Source organism: Ruegeria sp. HKCCD7559 (assembly GCF_013110575.1).
In the GTDB taxonomy this organism is placed as follows: domain Bacteria; phylum Pseudomonadota; class Alphaproteobacteria; order Rhodobacterales; family Rhodobacteraceae; genus Ruegeria.
In genome coordinates this window covers 290,352-307,377 of the sequence record NZ_WVQU01000003.1, presented here as the reverse complement: position 1 = coordinate 307,377, position 17,026 = coordinate 290,352, and the positions used below count along the sequence as shown (strand labels likewise).

Below are 17,026 nucleotides of genomic sequence, written 5' to 3'. Positions count from 1 at the left end.
CGCCCCAGACGTCCCGTCACGGCGGGAATTGACATTGCGTTGCGCAGCCCCCATGGATTCCGTCATGACGGAAGACACAGACGATATCCTGAACCTCCTGCCCGCCCGCCTGAAAGAGGCACGCCGGGCCAAAGGCCTGTCCCTGGAAGCGGTCGCCAATCTCAGCGGTGTGTCCCGGTCCATGGTCAGTCAGATCGAACGCGGCGAAAGCAGCCCGACGATCTCGACCTTGTGGAACCTGACACGCGCCCTGCAGGTGGATTTCGCCGGTCTCTTGGAGGGCACAAAGACCACGGACCAGATCGAGGTGCTCAGAAACTCCGAAGTGCCCAGCATCGACAATATGGGGCAGAACTGCCGAATTCGCATCCTGTCACCGCCGGAAGAGGCCGGGGGTCATGAAGTCTATGATATCGAATTTGACAAGGACGGGGCCCTGAACAGCCAACCCCACGCCCGCGGTGCCCGTGAACAGCTCACCGTGCTGGAAGGCGCGGTCAAAGTCACTTCAGGCAATGCGGTGACCGAGTTGAACCAGGGGGACACGGCCCGATATGCCGCCGACATTGCGCATTCCATCTGTGCCCAAGGGCCAGCCCGAGTATTCCTGATCGTAAAAAACGCCTGACATCCGCGAAATTCCGCCTTCACGGATATTTTTCCTTCATATTGAATTTCCCCCATTTGGGAATTTCATCCGCTATGTTAGATGTGCGACTCAGTTGAACGGAGGTCGCCATGGCAGATATATTCCTGTCCCATATCACGGACACACTTGCGCAGATCGAATCTGAGGGTCTTTACAAACGCGAACGAATGATCACCTCACCTCAGGGCGGTGAGATCACTGTGGGCGGCAAGCAGGTGATCAACCTCTGTGCCAACAACTATCTGGGTCTGGCGGATCACCCGGCGCTGATCGAGGCCGCGACACAAGCGATGGGGCCCAAAGGATTCGGCATGGCGTCGGTTCGGTTCATCTGTGGCACGCAAGACATTCACCGCGAACTGGAACAACGTCTTGCCAATTTCCTGAACAAGGACGACTCCATCCTCTTTGCCGCTTGTTTCGACGCCAATGGCGGGCTGTTTGAACCTCTGCTGGGACCGGAAGACGCCATCATTTCGGACAGCCTGAACCACGCCTCGATCATCGACGGCGTGCGGCTGTGCAAGGCCAAACGCTATCGCTATCTGAACAACGACATGAATGACCTCGAAGCCTGGCTGAAACAGGCGCGCGAAGACGGGGCGCGGCATATCATGATCGCCACCGATGGCGTGTTCTCGATGGACGGCTATCTGGCCAACCTGCCAAAAATCCGGGAACTGGCCGATAAATACGATGCAATTGTCATGGTGGACGATTGCCATGCGACCGGTTTCATGGGGCCGAACGGGGCCGGCACACCCGATCATTTCGGCGTCGATGTGGATATTCTGACGGGAACCTTGGGCAAGGCACTTGGGGGGGCAATCGGCGGCTATATCGCCGGGCCGCAGCCAGTGATCGACCTGCTGCGGCAGCGGGCGCGGCCCTATCTGTTCTCAAACTCGCTGCCGCCCTCGATCGTCGCCGCCGGGTTGGAAGCGATCCGCCTGGTCGAAGAAGGCGACATGCTGCGCGCGCAACTCTTCGGCAACGCCAAATATTGGCGCGCCGGGCTGGAAAAGCTTGGCTTTGACCTGCTGCCCGGGGAACACCCGATCATCCCGGTGATGCTGGGTGAGGCTCAGCTGGCACAGGACATGGCGTCACGGCTGTTCGACGAAGGTGTCTATGTTTCGGGCTTCTTCTTTCCGGTCGTCCCACGCGGGCAAGCGCGGATCAGAACGCAGATGAATGCGGCTCTGACCAGGGATGAACTGGACCGCGCCCTGTCCGCATTTGGCAAGGTCGGCAAAGAGCTGGGGGTCATCGAATGATCCTTCCATCGGTCATCGACGTGATCGGCGACACCCCCATGGTCGAACTGTCGCGCGTGTGTGCCCATCAGAAGCTGAACGGGCGGATCATCGCCAAGCTTGACTATTTGCTGCCGGGGTTTTCGAAAAAGGACCGCGCGGCGAAGTCCATCATCGAAACGGCGCGCGCAGACGGGACTTTGTCACCGGGGCAAACGGTGGTCGAGCTGACCTCGGGCAATATGGGCACCGGGCTGGCCATTGTCTGCGGTATTCTGGGCCATCCTTTCGTGGCTGTCATGAGCGCCGGAAACTCGATCGAACGCGCGCGTATGATGCGGGCCCTGGGGGCCGAAGTTGTCATCGTGCCCCAAGCCCCCGGCAGCAAACCCGGCGAAGTCTCTGGGGCCGATCTTGAACTGGTCGATGTCGAGGCGAAACGCATCACGGCCGCACGCAACGCGTTTCGTGCGGATCAGTTTGGCCATTCGGGAAACCCCAAGGCTCACGAAACCGGGACCGGGCCCGAGATCTGGGCGCAATCCGAAGGCACCGTCACGGCATTCTGCGACTTTGCAGGATCGGGCGGAACGCTTGCCGGAGCGGCAGAGTATCTGAACCGGCACGCCGTGCGGTGCTATGTCGTGGAACCTGCGGGCGCGCGCGCTTTGGCCGGTGAGCCGGTTTCGACCCCGGACCATCCCATTCAGGGAGGCGGTTACGCCATGGGTAATCTGGTGCATTTGAAGGATAGCCGATTGGCCGGACATCTTGCTGTTTCGGGGAAGGCCGCGCGGGATTGCGCCCGACTTCTGGCCCGGACCGAGGGGATATTCGCCGGCTATTCGGCAGGCGCGAATCTTGCCGCGGCGATTGAACTGCTGCGCGGCCCCGAAGAAGGCGGCTGTGTCGCCATCGTCATGTGTGACAGCGGCCTGAAATACCTGTCGACCGATTTGTGGGAGTAAACATATGCGACCCAACACAATGAAAGCTCTGGAAAAATCCAAACCCGAAGAAGGGTTGTGGATGGTGCAGGCCCCGATCCCCGAAATTGGCCCCGATGATGTGCTGATCCGTATCAACAAGACGGGTATCTGCGGCACCGACATCCATATCTGGAACTGGGACGAGTGGGCGTCTCATACCGTGCCGGTTCCGATGATCACTGGCCATGAGTTTGCCGGAGAGATCGTCGAGATCGGGCGCAACGTGACCGGGCTTGAAATCGGCCAGCGATGCTCGGGCGAGGGCCATCTGATCACCACCGACAGCCGCCAGAGCCGCGCCGGAAAGTTTCACCTGGATCCGGGAACCCGGGGCATTGGAGTGAACGAACAGGGCGCATTTGCCGAATACCTGAAACTGCCTGCCTTCAACGTGGTTCCCTTGCCCGACGACATACCGGATGAGATCGGAGCCATCCTCGATCCGCTGGGCAATGCGGTGCATACTGCCCTCAGCTTTGATTTGCTGGGAGAGGACGTTCTGATCACGGGTGCGGGCCCCATCGGTATCATGGCCGCTGCCGTCGCTCGTCACGCGGGTGCACGCAACGTGGTCATCACCGACATCAACGCAGACCGATTGAAACTGGCCGAACATGTGGTTCCTTCGGTGCGGACCGTCGATGTCTCCACCGAGGACTTGCGGGACGTCATCGCCGAGCTTGGGATGAAGGAAGGGTTCGATGTCGGGCTTGAAATGTCCGGCTCGCAAGCCGCCCTGGACCAGATGGTCGAAGCCTTGGTGATGGGTGGAAAGATCGCGTTGCTGGGGATTCCACCGGGCAAATCTCCGGTCGACTGGTCGCGCATCGTGTTCAAGGCGATCACGATCAAGGGGGTCTATGGGCGTGAGATGTTCGAAACGTGGTACAAGATGATCGCCATGCTGCAAAACGGTCTGGATGTGTCCCGCGTGATCACGCATCGCTTTGCGGTTGATGATTTCGCCAAAGGGTTTTCCGCGATGAAATCAGGCCTGTCCGGCAAGGTTGTTCTGGACTGGGCCTAACGCGCTGGAAAGTTGCATGTTCAGCCCCTAGACAGGTGCAGAACTTGCACAAGGGAGGCATGAGATGGGCGAGAACAAAGACGATCGTCTGTTGCAACGGGGGGTCGAAGACACCCTAGTCACTGATTTCGCCGAAACGCACCGCAAAAGCTATGGCGACTTCCTGCAACTGAAGACGCTGCTGAACCTGCAAAAAACCTTTCAGGACCCCGCACAACCTGACGAGATGCTGTTCATCATCATTCATCAGGTCAGTGAGCTGTGGCTGAAACTGATGCATCACCAACTGGTCGAGGTCCGCCGGTTCCTGCAACAAGACGAATTCGGGCCCGCCATGAAAAACCTCGACCGCATCAAGGCCATTCAACGGCAATTGATTGCGGCCTGGGAAACCCTGCTGACCATGACGCCGGCCGACTATATGACGTTTCGGCAGGCCCTCGGCAACTCTTCCGGGTTTCAAAGCTTTGGGTACAGGCAGATCGAGTTCATTCTGGGCAATAAGGATGCCTCGACTCTGAAAGTGCACGAGCATGACCCCGAGGTGATGGAGATGCTGAACGCCGCCCTGACCAAACCGTCCCTGTATGACGAAGTGTTGCACATGCTGGCCCGACAGGGGTTCGACGTTCCAAAGGACTTGATCGAGCGGGACTACTCTGCACCCTATTCCGGTGATCCGCGCGTGGTTCAGATCTGGGTCGACGTGTTCCGCAACACGGACAAATATTGGGATCTGTATGCGCTGGCAGAAAAGCTCATGGATGTGGAAAGCCTGTTTCAACGCTGGCGCTTTGACCACGCCACGGCGGTTGAACGTGTGATCGGAATGCAACCCGGTACCGGAGGTTCCAGCGGCGTGGCTTTCTTGCGAAAAGCACTTGAGTTGCGGTTCTTCCATGACCTCTATGATGTGCGGACAGAACTCATGTACAGCGGGCAGGGCTGAGCCATGCTGTATCGCGGATTTTCACAAGCCGAACTGGAGCGGGAATACTCTCCCAGTTCGATGATCGGTGGCGACTTGACCCCTTATCTGGCCAGCTATCAAACGCTGAGTGCGCAAGCCCGTGCCGAGCTGCCCGTTCAGGCCAACCTGGCCTATGGCGACACCCCGGCCCAGGTGCTGGATTTCTTTCCTGCGAAGGGGGCCGGCGCCCCGTTGCATGTCTTTATTCACGGTGGGTATTGGCAGGATCTCAGCCAGCGCGAATCGGCCATGATGGCCCCGGCGCTGATCGAAGCCGAGCAATCCTTTGCCACCTTGAACTACACGCTCGCCCCGGATGCGCGGCTGGATCAAATGGTCGACGAATGTCGCGACGCCCTTCTGTGGCTTGCGTCACAAGCCGGGGCACTGGGTTTTGACCCGACGCGGATCACCTTGTCAGGGCACAGTGCCGGCGCCCATTTGGCAAGCATGGTCATGGCGACCTCGGCCGGCGCATTGCCCCGCGCCGGGCTGCGTGTGCGTGACGTGCTTCTGATCAGCGGCGTCTACGATCTGGAACCCATCAGTTTGACGTCCGTGAATGATCCTCTGCACCTGACCCCAGTCGAAGTGAACGATCTGTCCCCGATCCGCAACCTGCCCCCACCGGGCCCCCGCTATCATGTTTCAGTGGGGGAACGGGACACCGGCGAATTCATTCGTCAAGGCCGCGACTATGCGGAACGGCTGCGCAAGGCCGGGCACTCGGTCAGCTTTGCCTTGAAACACGGAATGCACCATTTCGACATCATCCTGCATTCCGGAACATTCCTGCCCGACACGTAATGAGGCATTTTTCAAACAAAAACAGCGGCCCGACCGGTGCCGCTGTTTTTTTTGTGTCCATCCCGCTTGGGATCAATCCAGGGTACGGGTAACTTCTTCGCGCTCGAATATCTCGATCACGTCGCCCTGGCGGATATCGTCGTAGTTCTCGAACGCCATACCACATTCCTGACCCGACTGGACCTCGGCCACTTCGTCTTTGAAGCGCTTCAGGGTCTTCAGCGTGCCTTCGTGGATCACCACGTTGTCGCGCAGCAGGCGAACGCCTGCGGAACGGCGGGCAACACCTTCGGTCACCAGACAGCCGGCAACCTTGCCGACACCGGTAACCTTGAAGACTTCGCGGATCTCGGCATAGCCGATGAACTTTTCTCGGATCTCGGCGCTCAGCAGGCCGGATGCGGCCGCTTTCACGTCGTCGACCAGGTCATAGATCACCGAGTAGTAGCGGATCTCGACACCCTTTTGGTTCGCCGTGTTCCGCGCCGATGCGTTGGCACGGACGTTGAAGCCAAAGACCGGCGCGCCGGAAGCCTCCGCCAGACCGACATCCGTTTCGGTGATCGCGCCCACACCCGAGTGCAGAACGCGCACGCGCACTTCTTCGTTGCCGATCTTTTCCATCGCCTGAACGATGGCTTCGGCAGAACCCTGCACATCGGCTTTGACGAGGATCGGCAACTCGGCCACGTTCTCGTCTTCTTTTGCCTTCTGCATCAGCTGCTCAAGGGTGGTTGCGGCACCAGCGGCGGCACGTTTGTCCTTGGCGGCTTGTTCGCGATAAGCGGCGATTTCGCGGGCCTGCGCTTCGGTCTCGGTCACGTTCAGGACGTCACCGGCCTCGGGCGTACCGTTCAGGCCCAGAACCTCGACCGGAACCGATGGGCCAGCTTCCTTGACGCGCTCACCCTTGTCGTTGATCAGCGCGCGGACCTTACCGTACTGCTCACCCACAACGAAGATATCGCCCTGACGCAGTGTGCCGTTCTGAACCAGAACCGTGGCGACCGGGCCACGACCCACGTCCAGCTGCGCCTCGATCACGGCACCTTGGGCGGCGCGGTTCGGGTTTGCCTTCAGTTCCAGAATCTCGGCCTGAAGCGCGATGGCTTCCAGCAATTCGTCCAGACCCTGACCCGTGATTGCGGACACTTCGACATCCTGGACTTCACCGGACATTTTCTCGACGATCACTTCGTGTTGCAGCAGATCGGTGCGGACCTTGTCCGGGTTTGCATCCGGCTTGTCGACCTTGTTGATCGCCACGATCATCGGTACTTCGGCCGCTTTTGCGTGGTTGATCGCTTCGATCGTCTGCGGCATCACCGCGTCGTCAGCCGCGACGACCAGAACCACGATATCCGTGACCTGAGCACCGCGCGAGCGCATCGACGTAAACGCCGCGTGGCCCGGAGTATCCAGGAAGGTCAGCGTGGTGCCGCCATCGGTTTTCACCTGATACGCGCCGATATGTTGGGTGATGCCACCGGCCTCACCCGCCACAACGCGCGCGTCGCGGATTGCGTCCAACAGCGAGGTCTTGCCGTGGTCGACGTGACCCATGATGGTGATGACCGGCGGACGCGGCTGCAGATCGTCTTCGCTGTCTTCGACCTCTTTGATGACGTCTTCAACATCCGAATCGGATACGCGAGTGACCTTGTGGCCAAATTCTTCGATGATCAGTTCCGCGGTGTCTGCGTCGATGGTCTGGTTCTGCGTGACCATCATGCCCATCTGCATCAGCGATTTGACCACGTCAGCCACACGCTCGGCCATACGGTTGGCCAGTTCCGAGACCATGATCGCCTCGGGCAGCTGTACGTCGCGGATCACCTTTTCCCGTTCAACGGCACCGCCCATGGCTTTCTGACGCGCACGCTCCTGCTTGCGCTTCATCGCGGCCATCGAGCGCTGACGGTTGCCCTCGCCACCGGTCGCCTGACCCAGAGTCAGCTTGCCCGAACGGCGGTTGTCGTCGCGACCTTTGCCACGACCACGCTGCTCACGTTCGCGATCCTGTTTGCGCGGCGTGGCTGCCGGCGCAGGTTTGCTGGCCGGGGCGCGAGCCGCTTTGGGCTCTTCAGGTGCGGGCGCGGCAGCGGCGCGTTTGGCGGCTTCTTCCGCCTCTTTGCGCTTGCGCTCTTCTTCCTCAGCCTTCTGACGCGCACGCTCTTCGGCTTCGCGCTGTTCGCGTTCTTTGGCTTCCTGTTCCGCACGGCGGCGGGCGCGCTCTTCTTCGCGCGCCTTTTCAGCAGCCTCGCGCGCCGCGGCCTCTTCGGCCTCACGCGCTTTGGCCGCTTGCAACGCCTTCATGCGGCGCGCCATTTCCGCATCGGAAATGCCCGCAGGACGACGCGACGGATCACCCGAAGGTGCAGCACCGCCACCCGGCTTTGCTGCGCCCGGCTTGGGAACCACCACGCGTTTGCGTTTGGTTTCCACCACGACATTCTTGGTGCGTCCGTGGCTGAAACTCTGTTTCACATTTCCGGGGCGTGCCCCGCCACGAAGACCCAATGTCTTTTTGCCGTCATTATCGCTCATAAAGCTCTTTACCCTTCCGCGCGGCCCCTGCCGCCGTCATCCGTTTCGCGCAAGCCACGCAGGCGCTGCGCTTCCTCTACAACACGTTTGGCGAGTCCGCCAGAGGCCAAGGCCGCATGAATCACCGTTTGGCGCCCAAATGCCTGTCCTAATTCGTCTGCCGTCAGCCAACCTATGTATTTCCCGAAGTGCGGCGTGCTCAGTTTGGACTTGCCGCGCCCCGATCCATCGGCGGCCTGAATCAGCACCTGCGCCTCTTCCCGGTCCAGCCACGTCTTGACCTTTTCATACCCCGCGACCGCGTCGCCGGACTTGCGCGCCAGGCTGAGCAGCTCGACAACGCGGCGCGCGATCTGCTGTTCAACCTTTTCCGCCAGGTCCTTGGGCACAGACACCTGCGCCTTGAACCCCCGCGCAAACAGTTTCTTGCCAACGGCCTTGTCCAGGGCGGCACGATCCGCCGCCACATAGACCCCCCGCCCGGGCAGTTTCGCCGCGACATCCGGAAAAACCTGACCGTCCGGCCCCGCCACAAAGCGGATCAGCCCGTTTTTGGGCTGCACCTCGCCTGTGGCGATACACTTGCGCTCGGGTCCGTCGGACCGATCCTTATGGGCGCCACCGCGACTCATACACGCCACCCGAAGCCCGAGATCAGGCCTCGACCTCCTCGTCTGCTGCATCGCCGTCGACGTCTTCTTCCGCCTGTTCCAGCTCGGCCGGATCAACCCAACCCAGCAGGATACGCGCCGTCATGACCATATCTTGCGCCTCTTCCAGCGTTACGCCGAAAGGCTCCAATACACCGTCATCCTTGACACGCTCACCATCGACGGTCGTCCAGCCACCGGCCAGTTCCCAGTCGGCGCAAGTTGCAAAGTCTTCCAGAGTCTTCACGTCGTCCCTGGCCAGCGCCTCTACCATCTGGGGTGTCAGACCTTCGAATTCAATGAGACTGTCCTCGGCCCCCAATTCACGCGCCGCATCCAGTGCCGCCTTGGCCTGTGCTTCCAGGAATTCGCGGGCGCGGGTTTGCAGTTCCTGCGCGGTACCTTCGTCAACGCCGTCGATGACCAGCAGTTCCTCAATCTCGACATAGGCAACCTCTTCGAGGTTGGTGAAGCCTTCCGAGACCAGCAGCTGAGCAAAGAATTCGTCCAGATCCAGGCTGTCCATGAACAGTTTGGTACGGGCTTCGAATTCCTTCTGACGGCGGGCCGATTCTTCGGCCTCGGTCATGATGTCGATGTCCAGGCCGGTCAGCTGGCTGGCCAGACGCACGTTCTGACCGCGGCGACCGATGGCCAGCGACAGTTGTTCTTCTGGCACGACAACCTCGATCTTGCCGGCTTCTTCGTCCAGAACCACCTTGGAAACCTCGGCAGGCTGCAACGCGTTCACCAGGAAGGTAGGCTGGTCTTCGTTCCACGGGATGATGTCGATCTTTTCACCCTGAAGCTCGTTCACGACCGCCTGAACACGGCTGCCGCGCATACCAACGCAGGCACCGACGGGGTCGATCGAACCATCATAGGAAATCACGGCGATCTTGGCGCGCGAACCGGGGTCACGGGCCACGGCCTTGACCTCGATGATGCCGTCATAGATTTCCGGCACTTCCATCTTGAACAGCTCGGCCATGAATTCCGGCGCTGTGCGCGACAGGAAGATCTGATGGCCACGCACTTCGCGGCGAACCTCTTTGATATAGGCGCGCACCCGGTCATTCGGGCGATAGCTTTCGCGGCCGATCTTGTCGTTGCGGCGCAGAACCGCCTCGGCACCGCCCAGATCGACGATGACATTGCCAAACTCTTCGCGCTTGACCGCACCGTTGATGATGGTACCGGCGCGATCCTTGAATTCTTCGTACTGACGGTCACGCTCGGCTTCGCGCACCTTCTGCAAAATCACCTGCTTGGCGGACTGAGCCGCGATCCGGCCCATCTCAACCGGCGGGACCTCTTCGACGAAGACGTCACCAACCTCGGGCGCTTCCATATACTGCTTGGCCTGCTCGACGGTCATTTCGGCCTGATAGTTCTCAAGCTCCTCATCTTCGACCACGGTACGGACGCGGGTAAAGGTCGCCTTGCCGGTCTTGCGGTCGATCGACACGCGGATGTCCATCTCGGCGCCGTAGCGGCTCTTGGCGGCGCGGGCGAGCGATTCCTCCATCGCTTCGACAACCAGACCGGGGTCGATCATCTTTTCGCGGGCCACGGCCTCGGCGGTCTGCAACAGCTCCAGCTGGTTGGCTGAGGTGATTGCCATCAGTTCGTCTCCTCTTCGGACCCTTCGGTCTCAATCTCGTCGAAAGCGTTTTCGTTCAGGGCACCGGCGTCTTTGCGCTGGCGCAGCATTTCCTTGATCAGGTCATCGGTCAGGACCAGCTTGGCGTCGCTCAGCCAGTCGAATTGCAGACCGATGGTGATGGTTTCATCCCCCTCGGGGATGTTGATCAGAACCTCGTCCCCTTCGATCCCCGCCAATTCGCCCTTGAAGCGTCGGCGGCCGTCAATCAGTTCGGCGGTCTCGATCTTGGCCTCATAGCCTTCGAAGGTCTCGAAATCCTTCAGACGGGTCAGAGGGCGGTCGATACCGGGGCTGGACACCTCAAGCGTATAGGCATCAAGGATTGGGTCCTCGACATCCAGCGTGGCGCTGACCGCGTTGGAAATCTCGGCGCAATCATCCACTTCGATACCGCCATCGGGCTTGTCGGCCATGATCTGAAGCGTAGTCTGCTTGCCGCTCATCAGGCGGATACGGACCAGCTCATACCCCAGATCTTCGATCACGGGCGTGATGATCTCGGCCAGTCGCCGGTCAATGGCAGCTTTTGCTATCAGGTCGTTTGTCATCTGGTACTCTACCCTGTCAGTCGGGCACAAAAAAACGGGCGCGCGGCCCGTCGAATTTTCCGGTGGAGCCTTGGACCAGAAGTCCAACGCGCCGCTGTTGAAACTGCATATACGCAGGATGGCCCGAGTCTGCAACCCCCTGAGGGATTCGCATTCGGATTTACACCATCCACCACCGTTCGGCGATGCGGCCATCGTCCAGCGCACCGTTCCCGGCAATCTGCCGCGGCATCCCGACAGCATCCGATACGGCAAGGGCCATGTCGGCCTCGGACGGGTGGAACCGGACACCGCGCGTGCCTCGCATTCCGGCCCGATCCGGAAGCGCCGCGATATCGACATACCCGTCCCGCAGCGCCTCGGCGCGCACGGCTGGGTCCGGGATTACAATGACTTCAACCGCGTCAGCCCATCCGGCCTGACCATCTTTGTAATGCCCCTCGACACGGCGGCCCAGAAAATGGCGGCCATCTTCTGCCCGTTCGACACGATAGCAGCCGGTGCCGTAGGCTTTGCGCAACGGGGATACGGTTTCACCGGCGCGCGCAACAACAAAGCGGCTGTCGGCCAACAGGAAAGGCAATCCCGGATTTGCCTCGGCAAGTTCAAGCCGCAGGCGGTTGGGGGCAAGCGCCTCGGGCCTTCCGATTTCGGCCAGAACGGCCAGGACATCGGCAATCTGCAAGGGTTCGCCATCGTGAAAGACCGCGTCATCACGCAGATCAAAGTTCCAGACCCGTGCGTCGGCGTCGGTTTGCCAGCCGGTCGCAAGCTCACCGCGCAACGTACCATCCGGGGCGATTTCGGTCATTGTGTCGAAAACGGCCCCACGCGCCACTTGCTCGAGGCTGTCATCGCGCGGAACAGCCAGACGCAATGTCCCGCCTTTCTTGGGCGTACCAGCAAGGGATGCTCCTGTCGCCGCCAGCAATGCGGCAGCGGCACCAGAGGCAAAGAGAGCACGGCGATCGATGCGGGTCATGCGACACCCTCCGCCACACGGTCCATGATTCGCACCAGTTCAGCGCTGATGCCCGGCTCGGACAGGGCGTGCCCCGCCTGACGAACCATTTTCAGTTCGGCATTCGGCCAGCGTTCCGCCAGCGACCAGGCGGCCTGCGGCGGGCAGATCATGTCATAGCGCCCCTGCACGATATGGCCGGGGATATGCGCGATCCGGTCCATCTGATCCAGAATCTGCCCGTCCGTTTCCAGAAACGCCTTGTTGGTGAAATAGTGATTCTCGAGCCGCGCAAAGGTGCGCGCGTATTCGCCGGGGCTTTCGCCAACCGATCCGTTGGTGTGGATCGAGGCCAGCGCGTTTTCCCAATGCGACCAGGCCCGCGCATACAGGATCTCTGTCGCGCGGTCGCCCGAAAACAGGCGTTTGTTATAGGCGGCAATGGTGTCGTCCAGTTCAACCTCGGGCAGCAGCGAGGTGAATTTCTGCCATTGCTCGGGCCAAAACCGCCCGGCGCCACCGCCGTAAAACCAGTCAAGCTCGGCCTGAGTCGCAAGGAACACCCCGCGCAACACCAGTCGACTGACGCGATCGGGATGGGTCTGGGCATAGATCAACGCCAGAGTCGCCCCCCAGCTTCCGCCAAAAGCGATCCATTCTTCGATCTCGAAGAGTTTGCGCAGCCGCTCTATGTCGGCCACCAGATGCCACGTCGTGTTGTCCTCGACCGAGGCGGTGGGGCGCGACCGGCCACATCCGCGCTGGTCAAACAGAAGCACCCTGTAAGCCTGAGGATCGAAGTATCGCCTCATGGCCGGGCTGCACCCCCCACCCGGCCCCCCGTGCAGGATCACGACGGGTATGCCGTCAGGATTTCCGCATTGTTCCACATAAATACGGTGCCCATCGCCCATATCGACCATCCGCTGGTCGAAAGGGTCGATCGGCGGGTACAGATATTGAACTGCGCGCTTTTGGTCCGGGTACTTGTCCATTATGGCCCTATATAGTCCTTAAGCGTAAAAGAGCACACGGAGACAGGAATGCAAGCGCATCCGAACACGGTGGACCCGTCCGAGATCGCAAAATTCGAGGCGATGGCCGCCGAATGGTGGGACCCGCACGGGAAATTCAAACCATTGCACATGCTTAACCCGTGCCGGCTGGACTATATAACGCAGCAGATCGCCGGAGAATTCGATCGCGACCTAAAGTCGCCTGTGCCGTTCGAAGGCCTGCGCCTGCTGGATATCGGCTGCGGCGGCGGGCTGCTGAGCGAACCCATGGCGCGGCTCGGTGCTGAAGTTGTGGGTGCCGACGCCGCCGAGGGCAACCTGCCCGTGGCCCGCATCCATGCCGAGCAATCGGGGCTGCAAATCGATTATCGCCACACAACCGCCGAGGACATGGCTGCAGCAGGCGAACAATTCGACGTGGTGCTGAACATGGAGGTGGTCGAACATGTGGCCGATCCCCTTGGCTTTCTGACCGCATCGCAAGACTTGCTGAAACCGGGTGGCTTGCTGATCTGCTCCACCATCAACCGCAACCCGAAATCCTATGCGATGGCGATTTTCGGGGCCGAGGTCGTCATGCGCTGGCTGCCGCGCGGCACCCATGAATGGAACAAGTTCATCACCCCCGATGAGCTGTTCGACCTGCTGCGCCAAGCCGGGTTGGAATCGGTGGACCGGAAGGGTTTTGTGTTCAACCCGATCCTGTGGAGCTGGTCGATCTCGGACCGGGATTTGAGCGTGAATTATGTGACGGCGAGTGTGAAGCCACAGTAGGGGGTTACTCCCCCTCCAACTGCAACCGCAAATCCCGCAGCACGGGTAACGTGCTGCGCACCCGTTCCAGCCCCAGCTCTCCGACGACACGGTTGATCAGCGGCGCGATCGACGAAATCGCCTGATCCCGCGCACGGCGACCGGCGGGGCTGATCGCGACCATCTTGCGGCGGGCGTCGTCCCAGTCGGGGCGGATGTGGATGTATCCGGCCCATTCCAGCTTGGCCAAGGTGTTGGTCATCGCTCCTCGGGTCACGTGGAATGTGTTGGCCAGTTGCGCCGGGCTACGCTCGTCCCCGACGAAAACCAGATGATTCAGCACAGAGAAATGCGAAATTTCCATACCCTTGGGCAGCACCCGGCTGAGCCGGTTGCGCAACAACTGATCCGCGGTCAGGATCTCGCTGAACAGCGTGACCGCAAGGGCGTTGGTGTCTTCCGTCATTGTTCAGTTCTGTCAGGGTCCAGTGAAAGACCGGATATGTGTCAACGACGGCACGCGGCGGCGTGCCTCTGACACAGAACTATCATCCAAATCGAAAATGTGAATGCCCGGATCGGTACCTGCGTCGATCAGCACCTCTCCCCAAGGGGCGACAACCATGCTGTGCCCATGGGTAAAACGCGTCTTTCCGCGCGTTGATGGGTGTTCCCCCGTTTGCGCGGGGGCCAAGACCCAACAGCCTGTCTCGATCGCCCGGGCCCGCAACAGCGATCCCCAATGCGCGGCGCCCGTAACAGGTGAAAACGCTGCCGGAACGGTCAGGATTCGCGCGCCTGCCTGCGCCAAAGCCACATGCAGGTATGGAAACCGGATGTCATAACAGATGGTCAAACCCACCTTGCCAAAATCGGTTTCGGCTATGACCGCCTTTTCGCCGGGGCGGTAGTTCTTTGATTCGCGAAACGTCTCGGTCTCGGTGACTTGCACGTCGAACATATGAATCTTGTCGTAACGCGCCACGATCTGACCTTGCGGATCGATCATGAAAGACCGGTTGGCAAACCGCCCGTCAGCGTCATGAGTCTTGATCCCCAGTGACCCGATCAACACCCACACGCCCAGTCGGGCGGCCTGTTCCCGCAGGCCGGCCAAGGTGATGTCGTCTTCTTCGTGCTGAAGAACCTCGTTTTGCCGCGTCGTACTGTTTGACACGCAATTCGTGACCTCTGGCGTCAGGATAAACCGCGCACCCTGCCCTGCCGCGTCGGCCGCCATGGCGCGCACCATGTCCAGGTTTTCGACCGGATCATCCGACGAGGTGATTTGCAGCAGCGCGGTCTTCATCAGGCCGCAAGCAGACGGTCAAGCTTGCCTTGCCGCTCCAGCTCGTAAAGGTCGTCGCAGCCGCCCACATGCTGTGTCCCGATGAAAATCTGAGGCACGGTGCGTTTGCCGCCTGCGCGCTGGATCATCTCGGGCTTGCGTTTGGGGTGCATCAGAATGTCAACTTCCTTGAACTCAACGCCTTTCTGCTTCAGCAGACGTTTGGCCGCGTGGCAAAAACCACAGAGCGGCGAGGTATAGATTTCTACGGGCTTCATGTTCCGGTCCCTTTGGGTTTCGTGCGATCTTGGGCGAATTAGGCATCCTTGGCAACGCGCGCCAGTGCCAACACGAAAATATGATTTGCCCCAGCGGCCTGACACGCACGCGTGCACGCCGCCAACGTCGCGCCGGATGTCATCACGTCATCCACCAGCAGGACATCGCGCCCCTTCAAATGCAGTGCCCGCCTTGGGTGGATGTCAATTGCGCCTGCCAAGGCTTCGTCCCTTTCCCGCGCGGTCTTTCCGTCCAGCGCCGGGGTCCGCCGTTTGCGCACTAGCAGATCCGGCACGCAGTCCAACCCGGTTTCTCGCCCAAGGTTGCGTGCCAGCAGCGCAGACTGATTGTATCGCCGTTTCAGCAGGCGTGACCAATGCAACGGCACCGGAGCAATCACCATACGGGGACGCAACAGCTCGCGCCCGGCCTGCGCCATCCAACGCGCAGCGGGGCGGGCCAGTTCGGTACGGTCACCATGTTTCAAAGCCAGAACAAGTGACCGCGCCTTCCCATCATACATCAGCGCAGCGCGGCCCGCGTTCCAGGGCGGAGGGGTTTTCAGACAATCGTCGCACTCGGTCCGGAACCTGTCTGCGCTTCCGATCACGGGCACACCACAGCTTTCGCAAACCGTGCCACCGATGAACGGCGTATCCCGCCAACACGCCCCACACAGGCCGAAATCGGATTCCGTCAGCTCTCCGCAGCCCATGCAACGCGGCGGGTAGATCAGAGCAAGGGCAGTTTGAATCCGCTGCGCAATGCGATACTTGCGACCTATGAAACTGCCCGAGCCCACCGCACCCTCTCTTTTCGACCGTAACGCCATTCTGCATCATCGCGCCCGCGCGAAGGACGACGCCTTGTTCTTGCACCGCGCCGCCATTGATGAGGTTCAGGATCGGCTCTCCATGGTTAACAGAACCTTTACGGCACCTGCGGTTGTGACCCCTTTTCCACAGCTTTGGGCAGACGTTTTTCCGGATGCCGCCATTGTCGCGGATGACGATGTGCTGTCGCTTCAACCCGGTGCGCATGATCTGGTAATTCATGCGATGGCGCTGCATTGCGCCAATGACCCGGTCGGCCAGTTGATTCAATGCAAAAGGGCTTTGAAACCGGATGGGCTGGTTCTTGTTCTATGCCTTGGGGGTGAGACCCTTCACGAATTGCGCGCCGCGCTGGGTCAGGCCGAAATCGAAGTCACGGGCGGGCTCAGCCCCCGAATCGCCCCCATGGCCGAACTGCGCGACCTCGGTGGATTGTTGCAGCGGGCCGGTCTGGCATTGCCAGTGGCCGATGCCGTACCGCTGACGGCAGAATACCGCGATATCTGGCACCTGATGCACGATCTGAGGGACATGGGTGAGACCAACGCTTTGGCTGCCCGGTTGAAATGCCCAACCCGACGCAGAGTGTTCGAAGCCGCACAGCGCGTCTATTCGGATCACTTTTCGACGGAAACAGGCCGCCTTGCCACAACCTTCGAACTGATTTGCCTGACCGGCTGGTCCCCCGATGACAGCCAACCAAAGCCGCTGCGCCCGGGGTCAGCCCAAATGCGCCTGGCAGATGCCCTGCGCACGAAAGAGGGCAAACTGCCGGATTGACGCGCAA

18 protein-coding genes are annotated in these 17,026 nt (G+C 60.5%); 8 read left to right on the top strand and 10 right to left on the bottom strand.

What is annotated here, in order from left to right:
- Nucleotides 1–64 precede the first annotated feature (64 nt).
- From GS605_RS12045 to GS605_RS12020, 6 genes are all read left to right on the top strand, one after another.
- Complete coding sequence (locus GS605_RS12045; RefSeq protein WP_171635692.1) at nucleotides 65–628, top strand: helix-turn-helix domain-containing protein; 564 nt, start codon at nucleotides 65–67, stop codon at nucleotides 626–628.
- Between the two features lie 110 nt (nucleotides 629–738).
- A complete protein-coding gene (locus GS605_RS12040) occupies nucleotides 739–1,926 on the top strand; it encodes a glycine C-acetyltransferase (RefSeq protein ID WP_171635691.1) in 1,188 nt (395 codons plus the stop codon).
- Complete coding sequence (locus GS605_RS12035; RefSeq protein ID WP_171724133.1) at nucleotides 1,923–2,873, top strand: PLP-dependent cysteine synthase family protein; 951 nt, start codon at nucleotides 1,923–1,925, stop codon at nucleotides 2,871–2,873. The genes GS605_RS12040 and GS605_RS12035 overlap by 4 nt, the downstream gene beginning before the upstream one ends.
- A gap of 19 nt (nucleotides 2,874–2,892) precedes the next feature.
- Nucleotides 2,893–3,921, top strand: coding sequence for an L-threonine 3-dehydrogenase (gene tdh / locus GS605_RS12030; protein WP_171724172.1), 1,029 nt, complete (start codon nucleotides 2,893–2,895; stop codon nucleotides 3,919–3,921).
- A gap of 64 nt (nucleotides 3,922–3,985) precedes the next feature.
- Nucleotides 3,986–4,870: a tryptophan 2,3-dioxygenase gene (locus GS605_RS12025; protein ID WP_171724132.1), complete on the top strand. Its 885-nt coding sequence runs from the start codon at nucleotides 3,986–3,988 to the stop codon at nucleotides 4,868–4,870.
- Between the two features lie 3 nt (nucleotides 4,871–4,873).
- Nucleotides 4,874–5,698, top strand: a complete 825-nt coding sequence (locus tag GS605_RS12020) for an alpha/beta hydrolase (protein ID WP_171724131.1) — start codon at nucleotides 4,874–4,876, stop codon at nucleotides 5,696–5,698.
- Between the two features lie 72 nt (nucleotides 5,699–5,770).
- Here GS605_RS12020 and infB read toward each other — a convergent pair whose 3' ends face one another.
- The 6 genes from infB to pip form a co-directional block, all read right to left on the bottom strand.
- On the bottom strand, nucleotides 5,771–8,245 hold the full coding sequence (infB, locus tag GS605_RS12015) for a translation initiation factor IF-2 (RefSeq protein ID WP_171724130.1): 2,475 nt from the start codon (nucleotides 8,243–8,245) through the stop codon (nucleotides 5,771–5,773).
- Between the two features lie 8 nt (nucleotides 8,246–8,253).
- Nucleotides 8,254–8,877: an RNA-binding protein gene (locus tag GS605_RS12010; protein WP_171635687.1), complete on the bottom strand. Its 624-nt coding sequence runs from the start codon at nucleotides 8,875–8,877 to the stop codon at nucleotides 8,254–8,256.
- 22 nt (nucleotides 8,878–8,899) lie between these two features.
- On the bottom strand, nucleotides 8,900–10,519 hold the full coding sequence (gene nusA / locus GS605_RS12005; protein WP_171120181.1) for a transcription termination factor NusA: 1,620 nt from the start codon (nucleotides 10,517–10,519) through the stop codon (nucleotides 8,900–8,902).
- The gene (rimP, locus tag GS605_RS12000) at nucleotides 10,519–11,109 is read right to left on the bottom strand and encodes a ribosome maturation factor RimP (RefSeq protein ID WP_152459779.1); all 591 of its coding nucleotides are present in this window, start codon (nucleotides 11,107–11,109) and stop codon (nucleotides 10,519–10,521) included. The genes nusA and rimP overlap by 1 nt, the downstream gene beginning before the upstream one ends.
- A gap of 160 nt (nucleotides 11,110–11,269) precedes the next feature.
- Nucleotides 11,270–12,091 (bottom strand): ABC transporter substrate-binding protein, encoded by an 822-nt coding sequence (locus GS605_RS11995; RefSeq protein ID WP_171635686.1) that lies wholly within the window; start codon nucleotides 12,089–12,091, stop codon nucleotides 11,270–11,272.
- The gene (pip, locus tag GS605_RS11990) at nucleotides 12,088–13,065 is read right to left on the bottom strand and encodes a prolyl aminopeptidase (protein WP_171724129.1); all 978 of its coding nucleotides are present in this window, start codon (nucleotides 13,063–13,065) and stop codon (nucleotides 12,088–12,090) included. Before pip ends, GS605_RS11995 begins: the two co-directional genes overlap by 4 nt.
- Before the next feature lie 48 nt (nucleotides 13,066–13,113).
- On the opposite strand from pip, the gene ubiG reads away from it, so the two are divergent.
- Nucleotides 13,114–13,860, top strand: a complete 747-nt coding sequence (gene ubiG / locus GS605_RS11985) for a bifunctional 2-polyprenyl-6-hydroxyphenol methylase/3-demethylubiquinol 3-O-methyltransferase UbiG (protein ID WP_171724128.1) — start codon at nucleotides 13,114–13,116, stop codon at nucleotides 13,858–13,860.
- 4 nt (nucleotides 13,861–13,864) lie between these two features.
- Here ubiG and GS605_RS11980 read toward each other — a convergent pair whose 3' ends face one another.
- The 4 genes from GS605_RS11980 to GS605_RS11965 are packed head-to-tail and all read right to left on the bottom strand — an operon-like array spanning nucleotide 13,865 to nucleotide 16,238.
- On the bottom strand, nucleotides 13,865–14,305 hold the full coding sequence (locus tag GS605_RS11980) for a MarR family winged helix-turn-helix transcriptional regulator (RefSeq protein ID WP_171724127.1): 441 nt from the start codon (nucleotides 14,303–14,305) through the stop codon (nucleotides 13,865–13,867).
- A gap of 12 nt (nucleotides 14,306–14,317) precedes the next feature.
- Nucleotides 14,318–15,148, bottom strand: coding sequence for a carbon-nitrogen hydrolase family protein (locus GS605_RS11975; protein ID WP_171724126.1), 831 nt, complete (start codon nucleotides 15,146–15,148; stop codon nucleotides 14,318–14,320).
- Complete coding sequence (gene grxC, locus GS605_RS11970; protein ID WP_152459773.1) at nucleotides 15,148–15,405, bottom strand: glutaredoxin 3; 258 nt, start codon at nucleotides 15,403–15,405, stop codon at nucleotides 15,148–15,150. The genes GS605_RS11975 and grxC overlap by 1 nt, the downstream gene beginning before the upstream one ends.
- Nucleotides 15,406–15,443: 38 nt before the next feature.
- A complete protein-coding gene (locus GS605_RS11965; protein ID WP_171724125.1) occupies nucleotides 15,444–16,238 on the bottom strand; it encodes a ComF family protein in 795 nt (264 codons plus the stop codon).
- On the opposite strand from GS605_RS11965, the gene GS605_RS11960 reads away from it, so the two are divergent.
- Nucleotides 16,189–17,019 (top strand): methyltransferase domain-containing protein, encoded by an 831-nt coding sequence (locus GS605_RS11960; protein WP_171724124.1) that lies wholly within the window; start codon nucleotides 16,189–16,191, stop codon nucleotides 17,017–17,019. The two genes, GS605_RS11965 and GS605_RS11960, sit on opposite strands and share 50 nt — an antisense overlap.
- Nucleotides 17,020–17,026 lie beyond the last annotated feature (7 nt).